Source organism: Streptomyces sp. NPDC001415 (genome assembly GCF_053597395.1).
Map to the genome: position 1 here is coordinate 92,524 of NZ_JBSFIE010000026.1, position 16,961 is coordinate 109,484.

A 16,961-nucleotide genomic window follows, 5' to 3' on the forward strand; every position below is an offset into this window, starting at 1 on the left:
GAGCGGGAGGCGCTGCAGCCCGATGGCGAGTCGAGTTTCCCAACTGGGCCGAGGATACGGCCTGTTCTGATGGGCACTATCTGTCGGGGTGAGCGGATTCATAGCGCTTGCCCCGCGTCTCCGGAGCCGGGTCACCCATTGGCGCACGCGGACGTCCTGGGTGACCGTCGTCTTTTCGGGGAGGATCTGGCCGAACAGCCCCTCAGCACCCCGAGCGGAAGTGGAAGAGTCTTGCCCATGCAGGTATGGCCGGGACAGGCTTACCCACTCGGTGCCACGTACGACGGCGCCGGGACCAATTTCGCGGTCTTCTCCGAGGCCGCCAGTCGGATCGAGTTGTGTCTGCTGCACGACGACGGCTCGGAGACGGCCGTCGAGCTGCGCGAGTCCGACGCGTTCGTACGCCACGCCTATCTGCCCGGCGTGCTGCCGGGCCAGCGGTACGGCTTCCGGGTGCACGGACCGTACGAGCCGCAGAAGGGGCACCGCTGCAACTCGGCGAAGCTGCTGCTCGACCCGTACGCGCGCGCCATGAGCGGGCACATCGAGTGGAACGAGGCGGTCTACGGCTACCACTTCGGGCGGCCCGACAGCCGCAACGACCTGGACTCGGCGCCGCACACCATGGCCTCGGTGGTGGTCAATCCGTTCTTCGACTGGGGCGACGACCGGCCGCCACGCACCGAGTACCACCACACCGTCGTCTACGAGGCTCATGTCAAGGGCCTCACCATGCTGCATCCGGAGCTTCCTCCGGACCAGCGGGGCACCTATGCGGCGCTCGCGCACCCGGCCGTCATCGAGCACCTCACCCGACTCGGCGTCACAGCAATCGAGTTGATGCCGGTGCACCAGTTCGTCAACGACCATCGGCTCGCGGACGCCGGAATGTCGAACTACTGGGGCTACAACACCATCGGCTTCTTCGCCCCTCACAACGCCTACGCCTCATGGGGCGACCGCGGCCAGCAGGTCCTGGAGTTCAAGCAGGCGGTACGGGCCCTGCACGAGGCGGGCATCGAGGTCATCCTCGACGTCGTCTACAACCACACGGCGGAGGGCAACCACCTCGGCCCCACCCTCTCCTTCCGGGGCCTGGACAACACGCAGTACTACAGGCTCGCCGAGGACCCCCGCTATTACGAGGACACCACAGGGACGGGCAACAGCCTTCTTATGAGGTCGCCGCACGTCCTCCAGCTGATCATGGATTCGCTGCGCTACTGGGTGACCGAGATGCATGTGGACGGCTTCCGCTTCGACCTCGCGGCGACGCTGGCCCGCCAGTTCCACGAGGTGGACCGGCTCTCGTCCTTCTTCGACCTGGTCCAGCAGGACCCTGTGGTCAGCCAGGTCAAACTGATCGCCGAGCCGTGGGACGTGGGCGAGGGCGGCTACCAGGTGGGCAACTTCCCGCCGCTGTGGACGGAGTGGAACGGCAAGTACCGCGACACCGTACGGGACTTGTGGCGCGGCGAGCCGCAGACCCTCGCCGAGTTCGCCGGGCGGCTGACCGGGTCGTCGGACCTGTACCAGGACGACGGGAGGCGGCCGCTGGCCTCCATCAACTTCACCACCTGCCACGACGGCTTCACCCTAAACGACCTCGTCTCCTACAACGACAAGCACAACGACGCCAACGGCGAGGACAACCGGGACGGCGAGAGCCACAACCGGTCCTGGAACTGCGGCATCGAGGGCCCCACCGACGACGGCGAGGTGAAGGAGCTGCGCGCCCGGCAGATGCGGAACTTCGTCGCCACCCTGATGCTGTCGCAGGGCGTGCCGATGCTCAGCCACGGCGACGAGTTCGCCCGCAGCCAGGGCGGCAACAACAACGCGTACTGCCAGGACAACGAGCTGTCCTGGGTGCACTGGCCGGACCCCGGCGACGACCCGGAGGGCACCCTCCTCGCGTTCACCCGGGCCATGGTGTGGCTGCGCCGGGACCATCCGGTCTTCCGGCGCAGGCGGTTCTTCCACGGCCGCCCGGTGCAGGGCACGCACGACGAGCTGTCCGACATCGCCTGGTTCACCCCCGAGGGCGAGGAAATGGCCGACCGGGACTGGCAGTCGGCGAGCGCGAAGGCGCTGTCGGTCTTCCTCAACGGCAACGCGATCTCCGAGCCGGGACCGCGGGGCGAGCGGATCGGCGACGACTCGTTCCTGCTGATGTTCAACGCCAGTGCGGAGGCGATCGACTTCGTGGTGCCGGTCAACCACGGCCGGCAGTGGCAGGTGGTCGTGGACACCGCGCGGCCCGAGGGGGTGCCGCCGGGCGAGGGTCCGAAGGTGGCGGCGGGCGAGCGGGTCGGCCTGATCGGCCGGAGCCTGACCGTGCTGCGGCGGCCCGCGTAGACCGCCCGCCGCAGCCTCTCAACGCCTCTGACCTGCACCGGAGTTCGATTGTCAGTGGGCTCGGGCACAGTGGGCACCATGAACGCGACCACCGTCCGGTCCGCTGTCGACTCAGCTGTCGACCGGAGTCCTCGGGGCCGCCGCGACGCCGGTGACGGCATCCGCGGTGGCCGCCTCCACCCGTCGTCCGCCGAGCCCGCGCACGGACCAGGAACACACCACGCAGAGCGCCCCGGCCACCACCATCACGGCGAACGCGGCGCCCGCGCCGTGGTCCTGCGCAAGCCGTCCCGACAGCGCGAGCGCGAGCGCCTGACCGCCGACGATGCCGCTGGTCAGGTACGCCATCGACTCCGCGAGCCGGTCCGCCGGGACCAGCCGCTCCGTCAGCCCGAACACGGTGATCAGATGAGGCGCGTACGCCACCCCGAGGACGATCACCGTGGCGTACAGGCCGACCAGCGTGTCCACGAAGAGCAGCGGTACGCAGAGCACGACAAGGGCCGCGGTGGCGATCCGCCACCGGACCTGCAGGGCGAGCCGCTCCGGCACGGCGACCATGGCCAGCCCGGCCGCCGCGCTCATCACACCCATCGCCGCGTACACGAGCCCGGTCTGCGAAGGCCGGCCGAGCTGCTCGGTCAGGGCCGTGATGCCCGCCTGGGAGGCGCCGAACATGGCGCCCTGGAGGACCATCGTGGCGCGCAGGGCGTACACCGCGCCGGGCAGTCGGGGGCTTGCGGCCCCGGTGCGCCGGGCGGCGGTGACCTGACGTGCCGTCGGGTGCAGCGCGAAGGCGGTGCCGCAGACCGCGAGCAGGGCCGCGGCCGTCAGGAGCGCGGCGGCCGGGTGGGCGAGTGCTGCGGCCAGGCCCACGAAGGCCGGGCCGAGGACGAACGAGATCTCGTCCAGGGTGCCTTCGAAGGAGACCGCCCCGGCCACGGTCCGCTCGTCGGCTCCGGCCCGGTGCGCGAGGGCCACGGTCCTGCTCCGGGCGAGCGGTCCGACCTGGGGGACGCTCGCCCCGGCCAGGGCGCCGAGCAGGGCCAGCCAGCCCGTCGCGAGGTGGGCGAGCGCGGCAAGGACCAGACCGGTCACCGCGGCGGCGTTGGCGAGTGCCGCCGCGAGCACCACGGTGCGCTGTCCGTAACGGTCGGCGGCGCGCCCCAGGAGCGGGCCCGCGACGGTCTGCCCGGCGACCAGCGCGCCTCCGGCGAGCCCGGCGGTCGCCAGGCTGCCGCTGCTCTCGGCGACCAGGAGCACGCTGCCGAGCTGGCACATGGCGGTCGGCAGCCGTCCGAGGAAGGAGATCACGGGCAGCACCGGCCCCGTCAGGGCGAGCACCTTGCGGTAGGTCTGAAGGGATCCAGCCATCAGGCGAAGCTAACGCGGCCGACCGGGGCATACGCATGGGCCGAAGGAACAGAAGCAGCCCGACGGGGTACGTACGTTCATATGACCCAGCCCACCGCGACCTACCGGCTCCAGCTCCAGCCCGGGTTCCCGTTCGCCGCCGCCGAGGGCGCGCTGCCCTACCTGGCGGAGCTCGGAGTCTCGCACCTCCATCTGTCGCCCGTCCTGGAGGCCGTGCCCGGCTCGACGCACGGATACGACGTCACCGACCACGCGAAAGTGCGCGAGGAGCTGGGCGGCGAGTCGGGCCTTCGCCAACTGGCCGTCCGGGCAAGGGGGTTCGGGCTCGGCCTGATCCTCGACATCGTGCCGAACCACATGTCGGCGGCCGCGCGCCACAACCGGCAGCTGTGGGACGTCCTGCGCGGCGGCCCGTCATCGCCGTACGCCTCGTGGTTCGACATCGACTGGGCGGCGGGCGACGGGCGGATCCTGCTGCCGGTGCTCGCCGGGCCGCTGGGCGCGGAGCTGGACCGCCTGACGGTGGACGGTGACGTACTGCGCTACGGCGAGGAGTGCTTCCCGCTGCGGGAGGGCACGGCGGGCCTGCCGCTGCCCGAGCTGCTCGACGCGCAGTTCTACCGGCTCGGCTGGTGGCGCCTTGCCAGGACCGAGCTCAACTACCGGCGGTTCTTCACGATCGCGGAGCTGATCGGCCTCCGGGTGGAGGACGAGAGCGTCTTCGACGCGACGCACGCCAAGATCCTGGAGCTGGTCCACGACGGCGTGGTGAACGGGCTGCGGGTCGACCATCCGGACGGTCTCGCGGACCCCGAGGCCTATCTGCGGCGGTTGAACGAGGCGACGGACGGCCGCTGGACGGTCGTCGAGAAGATCCTCACCGGCGACGAGCGCCTTCCGGCGGGGTGGGCGGTCGCCGGGACGACCGGATATGACGCGCTGCGGCACATCGACGGCCTGTTCACCGATCCTGAAGGTTTCGATCAACTCCTCGCCCCGTATGGCGAGTTCACCGGTGTGAGTGGCGACCGGGGCGGCCATTGGGGGCCGACGGTGCGCCGCGCGGCGTACCGGGTACTCACCCACGAGCTGGTGGCCGAGACCGAATTCCTGGTGCGGCTCGCGCAGCGGATCTGTGCGACGGGCGGCCCCGAGCTGCGCGACCACGCCCCCTGGGCGCTGCGGCTCGCCCTGCGGGAACTCCTCGTCCGCGTCCCGGTCTACCGGCCCTACCGGTTCGGGGCGGAGCGGGCCCTTCCAGCCTCGGCGGCCTTGGAGGCGAAGGCGGCCTTCTCGGTCGCGGAGGAGTCGGCCGCGGTCGATGTGGTGCGGGATCTGGCGCTCGGCCGACTCGGCGCCGGCCCGGAGCGGGACCGGTTCCGTGCGCGCTTCGCGCAGACGTCGTCGGCGCTGCACGCCAAGTCCGTCGAGGACACGGCCTTCTACCGGTACACGCCGCTGCTGTCGGTGAACGAGGTGGGCGGGGATCCGGGGCGGCCTTCGGTGGAGCCCGGCGAGTTCCACGCGTTCTGCGCCCGCCTCGCCCGTGACTGGCCGAGCACCGGAACCGTCCTGTCCACGCACGACACCAAGCGCAGTGCGGAGGTGCGGGCCCGGATCGCGGTGCTTTCCGAGTGCCCCCAGCGGTGGGCGGCGCTGCTCGACCGGGTCTCCGGGGTACGGGCACCGGATCCGCATCTTGCCTGGGTCGCCTGGCAGACGTCGGTGGGGCTGGGCGGGCTGCCGGAGCCGGAGCGGCTCGGGGCGGCGCTGCTCAAGGCGGTGCGCGAGGCCGGCCTGCACACGGGCTGGACGGAGCAGGACCCCGGCTACGAGAAGGCCGTGAGCGACTTCGTCGAGGCGGGGCCAGGTGGTCAACTCGCCTTACTGGTACGGGAGTTCACGCAGGAGGTCGAGGCCGCCGCGCGGGCCAACAGTCTGGGGGCCGCGCTGCTGCATCTGACGATGCCGGGCGTGCCGGACCTCTACCAGGGGACGGAGGCGGAGTACGCGGCGCTGGTGGACCCGGACAACCGGCGCCCGGTCCGGTTCGACCGGGCCGCCCTGGCCGACCCCGGCGCCAAGCTCAGGATCACCTTGGCGGCGTTGCGGCTGCGCCGCGAACTCCCCGGAATATTCGGCGAATCCGCGACCTATGGGGAGCTCGCCGTACGAGGCTCCCGCGCCGGTCACTGCGTGGCGTTCTGCCGCTCGGGCGAGGTGGTGACGGCGGTGACCCGGCTCTCGCTGCGGCTCGCCGAGGCCGGCGGCTGGGCGGGGACGGAGCTGCGGCTTCCGGAGGGCCGCTGGGCCGATGTCCTCAGCCCGGGGCGGCAGTTCAGCGGTGCGGTGGCTCTGGACGAGCTGTTCGCACCGCTGCCGGTGGCGCTGCTCAGGAGGGCCGAACGAGAAGGAGGCGAGGGGCCCGGGTGAGCAGTCCACTCTCGGCCGGTGTGAAAGCTTCGGCCCTGCGCAGCCCGGGCATGGCGGTGAGCAGGGCGTTCACCGCGCACTCCGCCTGGAGCTCGGCGACCCGCGCGGCCGGGCAGTCCGAGGGCCCGAGGGCGAGCGCGCCGGGGTTGGTGCGGTGCAGATCGAAGCGGTCGGGGTCGGTGAAGCGGTCCGGGTCACGGTTCGCAGCCCCGACGAGCAGCGCGACAGCGGCTCCGGCCGGCACGGCGGCTCCAGATATCGCGAGGTCACGGACGGCCCGGCGCAGCACCACATGGACGGGCGGATTGCGCCGCAGCGATTCGTCCCACGCCTGCCCGATCAGCGCCGGCACCGCCTTCACCAGCTCCAACTGCTCAGGATTGTCAAGGAGGTTGGCCAGGAGCGAGGCAAGCGCCTGACCGGTGAGCGCCGCCTGGTCCGCGCAGCGCGCCGCGAGCAGGGCGACCCCGGTACCGACCCGGCGACGGCCGAGGTCGGTCGCTGCGGGGGCCTCCGCCCGGCTGCGCGCCGGGACAGCACCGGAGCGGCCCATCACGGCCCCGTACGAGAGTCCGGTCGCGGCGGCCATCGTGCCGGTGGGGAGCCATCGGCAGAACTCCTCCACCAGGTCGGCCTCCTGGCGCCCGGCGAGTCGGCGGGCCAGCACGTAGGCGGTGCGGGCGCACACCTCGCGCAGCAGCGCGAAGGCGCTCTCGGGCGCGGCGTACTCCTGGGTGCAGCGCACCGTGCCCGGTCCGCAGCAGGGCCCCCGGCGGGGCCCGACGAGGCCGGGGTCGCCGAGCGCGGGGGCGACATCCGCGTACCGGCTGACCAGCCAGGCCCCGAGTCTGGCGTCCCACAGCAGGGGGTGTTCCTCGCGCAGGAACCGGTAGAAGGCGTACGGGTCGCGGCGGGCGGCGGCCCCGAGAAGCGAGGGCGTCTCAGGCAGAGAAGGCGTCTCGGGCGGGGAGGCGACGGTGGGGGGCGGCGTTGCCTCGGGCGGCGAGGCAGGGGCCGGGGCCGGCGCTGTCTCGGGCGGCGGCTCGACGGTCGTCATGGCGCGCGCCTCCCCGGTCGGCGCCCGGCGGGCGCGGTCGTGCGGCCTTCGGCGGTCACGACGGCGGCCGCCCGGCCCGGTGACTGCTCTCAGCGGACCACCTCCGCCGGGCAGCCGCGATCGGCGTTCGGCCGTACGGGTGAGATGGCGCCGGTGCCGTACGGCGCTGACCTGCACAGCAGCTCGGTGAATGCGGCCGCGGCGCCGGCCAGCTCCACCCGCGAGAACACGGTCAGGGCGCGCTTCCAGGAGGGATCGACCGAGAGCAGCACACAGTCCTCGCCGACCCCGCCGCGTACGACGTGGGTGGGCACCGCGACGACGCCGACCCCGGCGGCGGCCATCCGTACCGCCGTCGAGGTGTGCTCGGTGCGCACGACGGTGCGCGGGGTGAAGCCGGCCCGCTCGCAGACCAGATCGAGGAAGGGGCGGCCGTCGACGACGGGCTCCATCGTGCACCGCACCCAGGCGTGGTCGGCGAGCTCTTCGAGGCGCACCGAGGAGCGGCCCGCCAGTGGATCGTCGAAGGCGACGACGAGCGCGATCTCCTCCTCGCCGACGGGGACGACGGGACCCTGCCAGTGCTTGGGCGGCGGGCCGACGGCCAGGTCGGCGGCGCCGCGTTCGAGCGACTCCTCAAGCGCCTCGGTGGTGGCGTACTCGTGGAGGAGGAGCCTCACGCCGGGGTGCGTGCGCCGCCACCGGGCGAATGCCTCGGGCAGCACGCCGACGGCGACCGAGTGCACGGAGGCGATGTGCAGTTCGCCGCCCTCGGAGCCGGCCGCCGCGCGGGCCGCGCGGCGGGCCTGGAGGGCGCTGCGCACCGCGAGCCGGGCGTGCGGCAGGTAGGCGCGGCCCATGGGGGTGAGCCGCACGCCGCGCGGCAGTCGTTCGAGGAGCTCGCCTCCGACGGCCTTCTCCAGCGCCTTGATCTGGTGGGACAGGGCGGGCTGGGTGACGTGCAGCAGCTCGGCGGCTCGGGTGAACGACGTCTCCTCGACGACCGTGACGAAGTACTCCATCTGTCGCAGACTCACGCCACGTCCCCCTGGTCACACTGGCCCCGCGTGCCCCCTGCACGCCATGAGCATTGTGCATCGGCCCCACAAGAACATTGCCTTGGACTCATGGCAGCGGCCGGGCGAGGCTTGCCCCATGACTGAGACCTTGACGGAGATCTTGACGGAGACGTCGACTGAGACCTCGACCGGACTCTCGGCTGAACCCCTGACCGGTTCCGCCGCTGGATCCGTGACTGAACGCGCCACCGGGAACCTTGAGGCCGAGAGCCTCATGGCCGATGTGATCGTCATCGGCGGCGGCACCGGTGGATATTCCACCGCTCTGCGAGCCGCCGCCCTCGGCCTGACGGTCGTGCTCGCCGAGCGCGACAAGGTCGGCGGCACCTGCCTGCACCGCGGCTGCATCCCCAGCAAGGCGATGCTGCACGCCGCCGAACTGGTGGACGGGATCGCCGAGGCGCGGGAGCGGTGGGGGGTGAAGGCGAGCCTGGATTCGATCGACTGGCAGGCGCTCGTGGCGACCCGTGACGACATCGTCTCCCGCAATCACAAGGGGGTCGAAGGGCATCTGTCGCATGCCGACGTTCAAGTGCTGCGCGGCAGTGCCCGGTTGACGGGACCGCGAAGCGTATGCGTAGAGAACCACGGGAACGTCGTGGCCCGGCGCGGCATTGTGCTCGCCACGGGTTCACGGCCCCGGATGCTGCCCGGTCTCGCAGCGGACGGACGGCGTGTGGTCACCAGCGACGACGCGCTGTTCGCGCCCGGCCTTCCGCAGTCCGTACTGGTCCTCGGCGGCGGTGCGATCGGCGTCGAGTACGCCTCGTTCCACCGGTCGATGGGCGCCGAGGTCACGCTGATCGAGGCCGCCGACCGGCTGGTGCCGCTCGAAGACGCCGACGTCAGCCGCCACTTGACCCGCGGACTGAAGAAGCGCGGCATCGATGTGCAGACCGGCGCGCGCTTCCTGGACGCGAGTGTCCTGGAGGACGGGGTGCGTGCCTCGGTGCGCACCGCGCGCGGCGAGGTCCGCACGATCGAGGCCGAGCGGCTCCTCGTCGCGGTGGGCCGCGCGCCGGTCACCGACGGGCTCGGCCTGGCCGCGGCCGGACTCGCCGTCGACGAGCGGGGCTTCGTCGCCCCGGCCGACTGGACCCGGCTCGAAACCGCGGTTCCCGGCATCCATGTGGTGGGCGATCTACTGCCGCCTCCCTCCCTCGGCCTGGCCCACGCCTCGTTCGCGGAGGGCCTGTTGGTCGCCGAAACGCTGGCCGGGGTGGCCTCCGCGCCCGTCGACTACGCGACAGTGCCCCGGGTCACCTACTCCTCACCGCAGACCGCGTCGGTGGGCCTGACCGAGGCGGAGGCCCGCAACCGCGGACATGACGTCGTCGTCAACACCATGCCGCTGACGGCCGTCGCCAAGGGAATGGTGCACGGGCAGGGCGGAGTGGTGAAGGTGGTCGTCGAACGCGCGGGGCAGGTGCTCGGCGTGCATCTCGTCGGCCCGAACGTGTCCGAGATGATCGCCGAGAGCCAGCTGATCGTCGGCTGGGACGCCGAGCCCTCGGACGTGGCGCGCCACATCCACGCCCATCCCACGCTCTCGGAAGCCGTCGGTGAAACCTTCCTCACCCTGGCCGGGCGGGGCCTGCACCAGCAGTGAGGGCATCAAGCCCCGCCGCTTGCCGACCAGTTGGCACGGCGCGTACAGGCCCGGTGTCGGCCGGGAACTCAGTGGGTGGCGAGCCGGAAGGCCATCCGGCCGAAGCTCACCTGGTCCCCGTCGGCCACGGCGACGGCTCCCGTGACCCGGCGCCCGTTGACGCATGTCCCGTTGGTGGAGCCGAGGTCGCGCAGCTGCCACATGCCGGCCTGGAAGACGAGTTCGGCATGCACCCGCGACACCGTCTCGTGGCTCAGGCGGAGCCCGTTGGCGGGGTCGCGGCCGATGCGCAGCGGGTACGGGCCCGGCACCGGGAAGAGGAGTTTGGGCAGCCGCTCGGTCTGCCAGGCGCGGCGCAGTGAGACGGAGAACTCGGATACTCGGCTGACCGCGCCGAACACCGCCTTCGACCAGCGGTTTCCGCCGCTGCCCAAGTCGGCGGTGAGGGCGATCAGTTCGTCCGACCTGCGGGCGGCCAGGGCCAGTTCCATGCGGCGCAGGAACGTGTCGTGCGACAGCTTGCCCTCGGCGGCGCCCTCGCGCAGCACCTCCAGCACCCGGTCGCGCTCCGCGTCGGAGAGCCGCGCGGGCGCCGAGGAGGTCTGGAATTCGAAGGAGGGCGTCACATCAGCGATTGTCCTTCCAGAAGGCTGGAAGTGTCCAGCAGAGGGTCGCCCTCCTGAAGGAGGCCCGCGTTCACCACTGCCCCAGGTCTGACCTGCGACGCAGGCACCCGGGCGCCGTAATTCCCTTGCCGGGCAGCCGTCGTGCCCTGTTAGGGTCTGCCGACTTCTTAAACCTCTGAGGGGATCCTCTTGCAGACTTCCGCGTCGGGCATAACCATGCGTCCGCTCGCCGGGCCCGAGGAACTCGGGCTCTTCCAGCAGCTTTCCTACGTCCTGGACCACGAACTCCAGGACGATCTGGCCACCGGCCGCCGCATCCCGGCCTGGATGTGGGTGGCGCTGCGCGACGGCCGCGTACTGGCGCGCATCGCGTGGTGGACCGGGAAGAGCGGCGATGCGCCGCAGAATCTCGACTTCTTCGACGTCGACGACTCCCTGCCCGCGGCCGAGCGTCACGAGATCGGCCTGCGCCTCCTGGAGACCGCGACCGCCGAGGTGGTGGCCGCGGGCGCCGAGCGCCCCGAGTACGGCCGTTTCGTGCCCGGCGACTGGCGCGAAGACCCCGCCGCGCGCGAGGTCGTCGAGACCCGGCTGAACATCATGGCCGCCTCCGGTGCGACCCCGCTCGTCGAGCGGCTGCGCCTGGAGTGGCGGCCCGGCACGCCGCTTCCCCAAGCCTCCACGAGGTTGACGTTCCGTGCCGCCACCGACCGCGAGGAGCTCATCTCCCTGATGGCGCTCGTCGTGGAGGGCTCGCTCGACGAGCACACCCGTGAGGAACTGCTCACCATGACCCCGCGCGAGTCCGCGGAGCTCATGTACGACGAAGAGTTCGAGTCTTTCAAGACGCCGCGCGAGTGGTGGCGGATCGCCGAGCTCAAGGACGGCGGCGACCCCGTCGGGTTCGTGATCCCGGCCCGCAACAGCTACAACCCGATCATCGCCTACATCGGGGTGCTGCCCGCCCATCGCGGCCACGGCTACATCGACGACATCCTCTCCGAGGGGACGCGGATCCTGGCCGAACAGGACGTGCCCCGGATCCGCGCGGCCACCGATCTGCCCAACGTTCCCATGGCGAACGCGTTCACCCGTGCGGGCTACGTCGTCTTCGAGCGCGCGATCAACATGGTCTGGAAGTAGTCACGAATCGCGGGCGTGTCCCCCTCGTCTGTCGCACCATGGTCGCAACCGGCTACGACAGGGGGACACACCAGTGCTGTTCGAAGTGTGGGCGCCGCACGCCGACCGGACCGCTCTTCTTCTGGAGGGCGCGATCCATCCCATGGGCCGCCATCCCGTGCGCGCGGGCTGGTGGGTGGCCGAGGCCGAGGGGCACCCCGGCGACCGCTACGGGTACGTACTGGACGACGGCCCGGTGCTGCCCGACCCGCGCTCGCGCCGCCAGCCCGAAGGGCCTGACGGCCTCAGCGCGGTCGTCGTCCACGAAACCTTCGGCTGGCAGCATCCCTGGGAGGGGCGCCCCCTCCAGAGGGCCGTCCTGTACGAGCTGCACATCGGCACCTTCACCCCCGAAGGCACCCTTGACGCGGCCGTCCAACAGCTGCCCCATCTGGCCGATTTGGGGATCACCCACATCGAGCTGATGCCGGTGTGTCCGTTCCCGGGGCGGCACGGCTGGGGGTACGAGGGCGTCTCCCTCTGGGCGGTGCACGAGCCGTACGGCGGACCCGAGGCGCTGAAGAGGTTTGTCGACGCGGCGCACGCCCATGGTCTCGGTGTCGTCCTGGACGTCGTACACAACCACCTGGGCCCGTCCGGCAATTACCTGCCCGCCTTCGGCCCGTACTTCACGGACACCCATCACACGCCCTGGGGCGCGGCCGTCAACCTGGACGCCGCCGGCTCCGACGAGGTGCGTGCCTTCCTTCTGGAGAGCGCGCTGGCCTGGCTGCGCGACTACCGCCTCGACGGGCTGCGCCTGGACGCGGTGCACTCGCTGGCCGACACCCGTGCGTACACCTTCCTCGAAGAGCTCTCGACAGCCGTCGACGTGCTCGCCGCCGAACTCGGCCGGCCACTGTTCCTCATCGCCGAGTCCGACACCTGCGATCCGCGCACGACCACGCCGCGCGGTGAAGGCGGACTCGGCCTGCACGCCCAGTGGAACGACGACTTCCACCACGCCCTGCACACCGCCCTGACCGGTGAATCCCAGGGCTACTACGCCGATTTCGCGCGCGCCCCGCTCTCCGCGCTCGCCAAGACGCTGACCCGCGTGTTCTTCCACGACGGTACGTATTCGAGCTTCCGGGGCCGTACCCATGGCCGCCCCGTCGACCGCGCCCACACCCCCGCGCACCGCTTCCTGGGCTACGCGCAGACGCACGACCAGATCGGCAACCGGGCCCAGGGCGACCGCCTCTCGGCCACCCTGTCGCCCGGCCTGCTGGCCTGTGCGGCGACGCTGACGCTGACGAGCCCGTACCCGCCGATGCTCTTCATGGGCGAGGAGTGGGGCGCCCGCACCCCCTGGCAGTTCTTCACCGACCACACCGACCCCGAGCTCGCCCGGGCCGTACAGGAGGGCAGACGGCGGGAGTTCACGTCCCACGGCTGGTCCGCCGAGGACATCCCCGACCCGCAGGACCCGGCGACGCGCCGGCGCTCGTGCCTGGACTGGACGGAGCCCGCGGGCGAACCGCACGCCCGGCTCCTGTCCTGGTACCGCGAGCTCATCGCGCTGCGCCGCGACCGCCCCGATCTGACGGATCCCGACCTCGCGGCCGTCAAGGTGGCGTACGACGAGGAGGCGCGCTGGCTGACGTACCGGCGCGGCGATCTGCGGGTCGTGGTCAACCTCTCCAAGGAGGCCGCCAGGATCAAGCTCGGTGGCGGCGGCCGGGTCCTCGCGGCCTGGGAGCCGGTCGGGGCGCCGGGCCCGGACGGCCTGCTGGTGATGCCGCCCGAGTCGTGTGCGGTCCTCGGCGGCTGAGGTCCGCACCACTCAACGCCTCTTCCACTGACGGCGGTTACTCGACGATGGCCATAGCACGGTCGGTGTTGTTCAAACGCCGGCCGCCGTCATCCGTAACGGTGACGATGTCCTCGATGCGGACGCCGAACCGGCCGGGCAGATAGATACCCGGTTCGATGGAGAAGCACATCCCGGGCACGAGCGGCCGCTCCTCGCCCTCGATCATGTACGGCGGTTCGTGGGTGGTCACGCCGATGCCGTGGCCGGTGCGGTGGATGAAGTATTCGCCGTACCCGGCGTCCGCGATCACCGCGCGCGCCGCACGGTCGACGTCCTGGCAGGCGGCGCCGGGCCTGACCGCTTCGAAGCCGGCCTGCTGGGCCTCGCGCACCACGTCGTGGACGCGCCGCTCGGCGACGCCGGGCTCGCCGACGTGGACGGTACGGGTGGTGTCGGAGCCGTAGCCGTGCTTGAGGCCGCCGAAGTCGAGGACGACCATGTCGCCGTGCTCGATGGTCCGGTCGCCGGCCTCGTGGTGCGGGTTGGCGCCATTGGGCCCGGAGCCGACCACGGTGAAGTCCACTTGTGAATGGCCGTACTTCATAAGGAGGGCGGCGAGGTCGGCGGCGACCTCTGTCTCCTTCCGGCCCGCGAAACCTACCTTCACGATCTCGCCGTACGCCTCGTCCGCCGCCGCGCCCGCCGCCTCCAGGCGAGCCAGCTCATGCTCGTCCTTGACGGCCCGCAGCATGGGCAGCGCCTCGGTCAACGCGACGTACGAAGTGCCGGGCAGCTCCTTCTGCAGCCCGAGCAGATGCATCGCCCAGGCGTTGTCGCTGACCCCGAAGCGCCCGTCGACGTCGAGGAGGGGAGCAGTCACGGTGTACGGGTCCTTGCCGTCGGTCCAGTCCCGCAGGGTCAGGGCGGCGGCCCCTGGGGCGTGCGCGGCGTCGGGCGCCTCCAGGGTCGGCACGACCAGGACCGGGTCCTGACCGGCCGCGAGCACCAGCACGGTGAGCCGTTCGGTGATCGCGGTCGGCTGGTAGCCGGTCAGGTAGACGAGGTCGGGACCGGGCGCGACGAGCACGCCGGCCAGTCCGGCGTCGGCGGCGGACTGGGCGGCGCGGGCCATCCGGGCCCGGTAGTCGTCGGCGGTGAAAGGCGCGGGGGCGGGCGTCGTAGGCATGGCCTCATCCTGCCCGGACGCCCGTGGGCGCGCGAGTGGGATGGACTGCCGTTCCGCCCGCCTCCTTTCAGCCTCGGCTCAGCACGTCAGAGTCCCTCCGTCTCGTCGTCGACAAGCCGCTCCAGGAGTTCGCCGAAGTCCTCACCGACGACGATGCGCAGCCCCTCGCCGTCCCGGTCGCTGAGCTGGGTGAGCGTGCCGCCGCGCCACCAATAGACGAACGGGCTGATCGACCCCGGAGTGTCCTCGTACCCGGAGGCCGCGAACGAGGCCATGGCGTTCAGGGCGAGAACCATGCCGGAGTCGCGGATGACGTGGAAGGCGAGCTGGTGGCGGAAAGGCATCGCCACGAGCGCGCCCTCCGGCGGCACCTCGCGGCCGGTGACCTGGCGTACGACAGCCTCCAGGGCGAGCACCCGGCTCGCCGTGTAGAACGAGTCTCCGACGACGATGTCGAAGCGCATCCCATCGTCGCCCTTGACCGTCTCGTGCCCCTCGACGGGCAGTTCCCGCAGATTACGCAAGGCCTGTTCGCGCAGGTCAGGAACCTTACCGAGAGGTTCGAGAGCCTCGTCGGTGAGCATCATGACGCTCTCGGGGAGGTCGAGAGCGAGGATCTCGTAGAGGCCGGGCGCGACACTGCGCGCATAGCCGAAGCTCTGCGGGTCGAGTCCGTCGCCGCTGATCACCCGGGGGTAGAGCTGCGCGCGGATCTGTTCGGGCGGCATGGTTTCAAGTGCGGAAGGCGCGTCCATGGTGCGCAGCACCATTCCGACGTGCTTACGGATCAATTCCGGCCACACGCGCGGGCCGCGCGGCTCGTTGTGACAGACGGCGGCGAGATTGCCCAGGCCGAACTGGCGGCCACCGCTGTCCTTCACCATGTCCGCGTAGACCGTGACCTCCAGGCCCAGCTCGGCGAACGCCTCCCTGACCACCGCACGGAACCGGGCGCCCTCGCCGTTCGAGAAGAAGCCGAACTCGGGGTCCCTCGGAACGTCGCTCGCGTCCCGTTTGGGCCCTCGTCGGAATATCCCCACGTCTGCTGCCTTCCCCTCGCACGGTCGCCAGAGCTGCGAGCCTACCCAGTGAGCGCACCCGTGATGACAAGATCCGCCCGCGCGCGCCCAGCGGCAACAAGACGTGCGTTGACCTCGTCGGACTGCTCGACCCACCGCTCTGCGTACGGTCGGGCCTTCCCGTGCCGCACATGCCGCTCGACGAGTCTGCGCACCCGCTCCCGGTTGTCGACATGGAGATACCAGATCTCGTCGACGAGATCCCTGACCTGCGCCCAGGCCCCCTCGTCATGCAGCAGGTAGTTGCCCTCGGTCACGACGAGCGGGACCTCAGGGGCGACGGGGATGCTCCCGGCCAGGGCCGCCTCCAACGACCGGTCGAAGTCCGGCGCGTATACGACCGTGCCGGCATCGGGCGAACGCAGCCGGGCGAGCAGCGCACCATATCCGGCAGCGTCGAAGGTGTCAGGCGCGCCTTTGCGTTCGGCGCGTCCGAGCCGGCGCAGCTCCCCGTTGGCGAGATGGAACCCGTCCATGGGCACGAGCACGGCCTGCCCGTCGAGGCGCCGCACCAACTCCCGGGCCAGGGTGGACTTTCCGGCCCCGGGCGGCCCCGCGATGCCGAGAATGCGACGCCGCCCGGGAACGACGAGGCTGCGGGCGCGGCGTACGAGCTCGTCAAGGTCGAGATCCATACGCGCATTGTTCCACCGACCTCCTCGGCGCGAGGTGGTACGTATAACCTTGAAGGCATGCCGCACATTGCACTGATCACGCTCGTCGTGCGTGACTACGACGAAGCCATCGACTTCTACACTCGCGCTCTGGGCTTCGAACTGGCCGAGGACACCGACCGCGGGGACGGCTCGCGCTGGGTGGTCGTCAGCCCGCCCGGCACGACGAACGGCGCGGCCTCGCTGCTTCTGGCTCGCGCGAAGGACGAGGCTCAACTGGCGAGCGTGGGCGCCCAGACCGGCGGGCGGGTCGGCTTCTTCCTCCACACCGAGGACTTCGCGGGCGACCATGCCCGCATGCTGGCGGCCGGAGTCCGCTTCTTGGAGGAGCCGCGACACGAACCGTACGGTTCGGTGGCGGTGTTCGAGGACCTCTATGGGAACCGCTGGGATCTGTTGCAGCCGGCTTAGGGGCCGTTGCATCCGGGCCTCAGGCGCAGAGATCTTGAACGTGAGAAAGCCCCGCACCGTGACCGTAATCCCTTACGGTCGGGTGCGGGGCTTTCCCCACAATTTGTTCGGCGGCGTCCTACTCTCCCACAGGGTCC

The 16,961-nt window shown here is 71.3% G+C and carries 13 protein-coding genes; 6 read left to right on the forward strand and 7 right to left on the reverse strand.

What is annotated here, in order from left to right; genetic code table 11:
• The first annotated feature begins 237 nt into the window (after nt 1–237).
• Nucleotides 238–2,358, forward strand: coding sequence for a glycogen debranching protein GlgX (gene glgX, locus ACWC2B_RS28250; RefSeq protein WP_450721393.1), 2,121 nt, complete (start codon nt 238–240; stop codon nt 2,356–2,358).
• 111 nt (nt 2,359–2,469) lie between these two features.
• Here the strand turns inward: glgX and ACWC2B_RS28255 are convergent, their stop codons facing one another.
• On the reverse strand, nt 2,470–3,732 hold the full coding sequence (locus tag ACWC2B_RS28255) for an MFS transporter (RefSeq protein ID WP_450721395.1): 1,263 nt from the start codon (nt 3,730–3,732) through the stop codon (nt 2,470–2,472).
• Nucleotides 3,733–3,813: 81 nt separating this feature from the next.
• Here ACWC2B_RS28255 and treY point away from each other — a divergent pair, with 81 nt between their 5' ends.
• Nucleotides 3,814–6,165, forward strand: coding sequence for a malto-oligosyltrehalose synthase (gene treY / locus ACWC2B_RS28260; RefSeq protein WP_450721397.1), 2,352 nt, complete (start codon nt 3,814–3,816; stop codon nt 6,163–6,165).
• Here the strand turns inward: treY and ACWC2B_RS28265 are convergent.
• The gene (locus ACWC2B_RS28265; protein WP_450721399.1) at nt 6,125–7,222 is read right to left on the reverse strand and encodes a cytochrome P450; all 1,098 of its coding nucleotides are present in this window, start codon (nt 7,220–7,222) and stop codon (nt 6,125–6,127) included. The genes treY and ACWC2B_RS28265 overlap by 41 nt on opposite strands.
• 89 nt (nt 7,223–7,311) lie before the next feature.
• Complete coding sequence (locus tag ACWC2B_RS28270; protein ID WP_450721401.1) at nt 7,312–8,259, reverse strand: LysR family transcriptional regulator; 948 nt, start codon at nt 8,257–8,259, stop codon at nt 7,312–7,314.
• 256 nt (nt 8,260–8,515) lie between these two features.
• On the opposite strand from ACWC2B_RS28270, the gene lpdA reads away from it, so the two are divergent.
• Nucleotides 8,516–9,910: a dihydrolipoyl dehydrogenase gene (gene lpdA / locus ACWC2B_RS28275; RefSeq protein WP_450721418.1), complete on the forward strand. Its 1,395-nt coding sequence runs from the start codon at nt 8,516–8,518 to the stop codon at nt 9,908–9,910.
• Between the two features lie 68 nt (nt 9,911–9,978).
• Here the strand turns inward: lpdA and ACWC2B_RS28280 are convergent, their stop codons facing one another.
• The gene (locus tag ACWC2B_RS28280) at nt 9,979–10,536 is read right to left on the reverse strand and encodes an FHA domain-containing protein (protein ID WP_450721403.1); all 558 of its coding nucleotides are present in this window, start codon (nt 10,534–10,536) and stop codon (nt 9,979–9,981) included.
• 216 nt (nt 10,537–10,752) lie between these two features.
• On the opposite strand from ACWC2B_RS28280, the gene ACWC2B_RS28285 reads away from it, so the two are divergent.
• The gene (locus ACWC2B_RS28285; protein ID WP_450721420.1) at nt 10,753–11,679 is read left to right on the forward strand and encodes a GNAT family N-acetyltransferase; all 927 of its coding nucleotides are present in this window, start codon (nt 10,753–10,755) and stop codon (nt 11,677–11,679) included.
• 73 nt (nt 11,680–11,752) lie between these two features.
• Nucleotides 11,753–13,492: a malto-oligosyltrehalose trehalohydrolase gene (gene treZ / locus ACWC2B_RS28290; protein ID WP_450721405.1), complete on the forward strand. Its 1,740-nt coding sequence runs from the start codon at nt 11,753–11,755 to the stop codon at nt 13,490–13,492.
• Between the two features lie 37 nt (nt 13,493–13,529).
• Here the strand turns inward: treZ and ACWC2B_RS28295 are convergent, their stop codons facing one another.
• The 3 genes from ACWC2B_RS28295 to ACWC2B_RS28305 all read right to left on the reverse strand — a co-directional run bounded on the left by ACWC2B_RS28295 (nt 13,530) and on the right by ACWC2B_RS28305 (nt 16,374).
• Nucleotides 13,530–14,660, reverse strand: coding sequence for a M24 family metallopeptidase (locus tag ACWC2B_RS28295; protein WP_450721407.1), 1,131 nt, complete (start codon nt 14,658–14,660; stop codon nt 13,530–13,532).
• A gap of 86 nt (nt 14,661–14,746) precedes the next feature.
• Nucleotides 14,747–15,700, reverse strand: a complete 954-nt coding sequence (locus tag ACWC2B_RS28300; protein ID WP_450721409.1) for a hypothetical protein — start codon at nt 15,698–15,700, stop codon at nt 14,747–14,749.
• A 41-nt stretch (nt 15,701–15,741) separates the two neighbouring features.
• Nucleotides 15,742–16,374, reverse strand: coding sequence for a nucleoside/nucleotide kinase family protein (locus ACWC2B_RS28305; RefSeq protein WP_450721411.1), 633 nt, complete (start codon nt 16,372–16,374; stop codon nt 15,742–15,744).
• Nucleotides 16,375–16,431: 57 nt separating this feature from the next.
• On the opposite strand from ACWC2B_RS28305, the gene ACWC2B_RS28310 reads away from it, so the two are divergent.
• The gene (locus tag ACWC2B_RS28310) at nt 16,432–16,824 is read left to right on the forward strand and encodes a VOC family protein (RefSeq protein WP_450721413.1); all 393 of its coding nucleotides are present in this window, start codon (nt 16,432–16,434) and stop codon (nt 16,822–16,824) included.
• Nucleotides 16,825–16,961 lie beyond the last annotated feature (137 nt).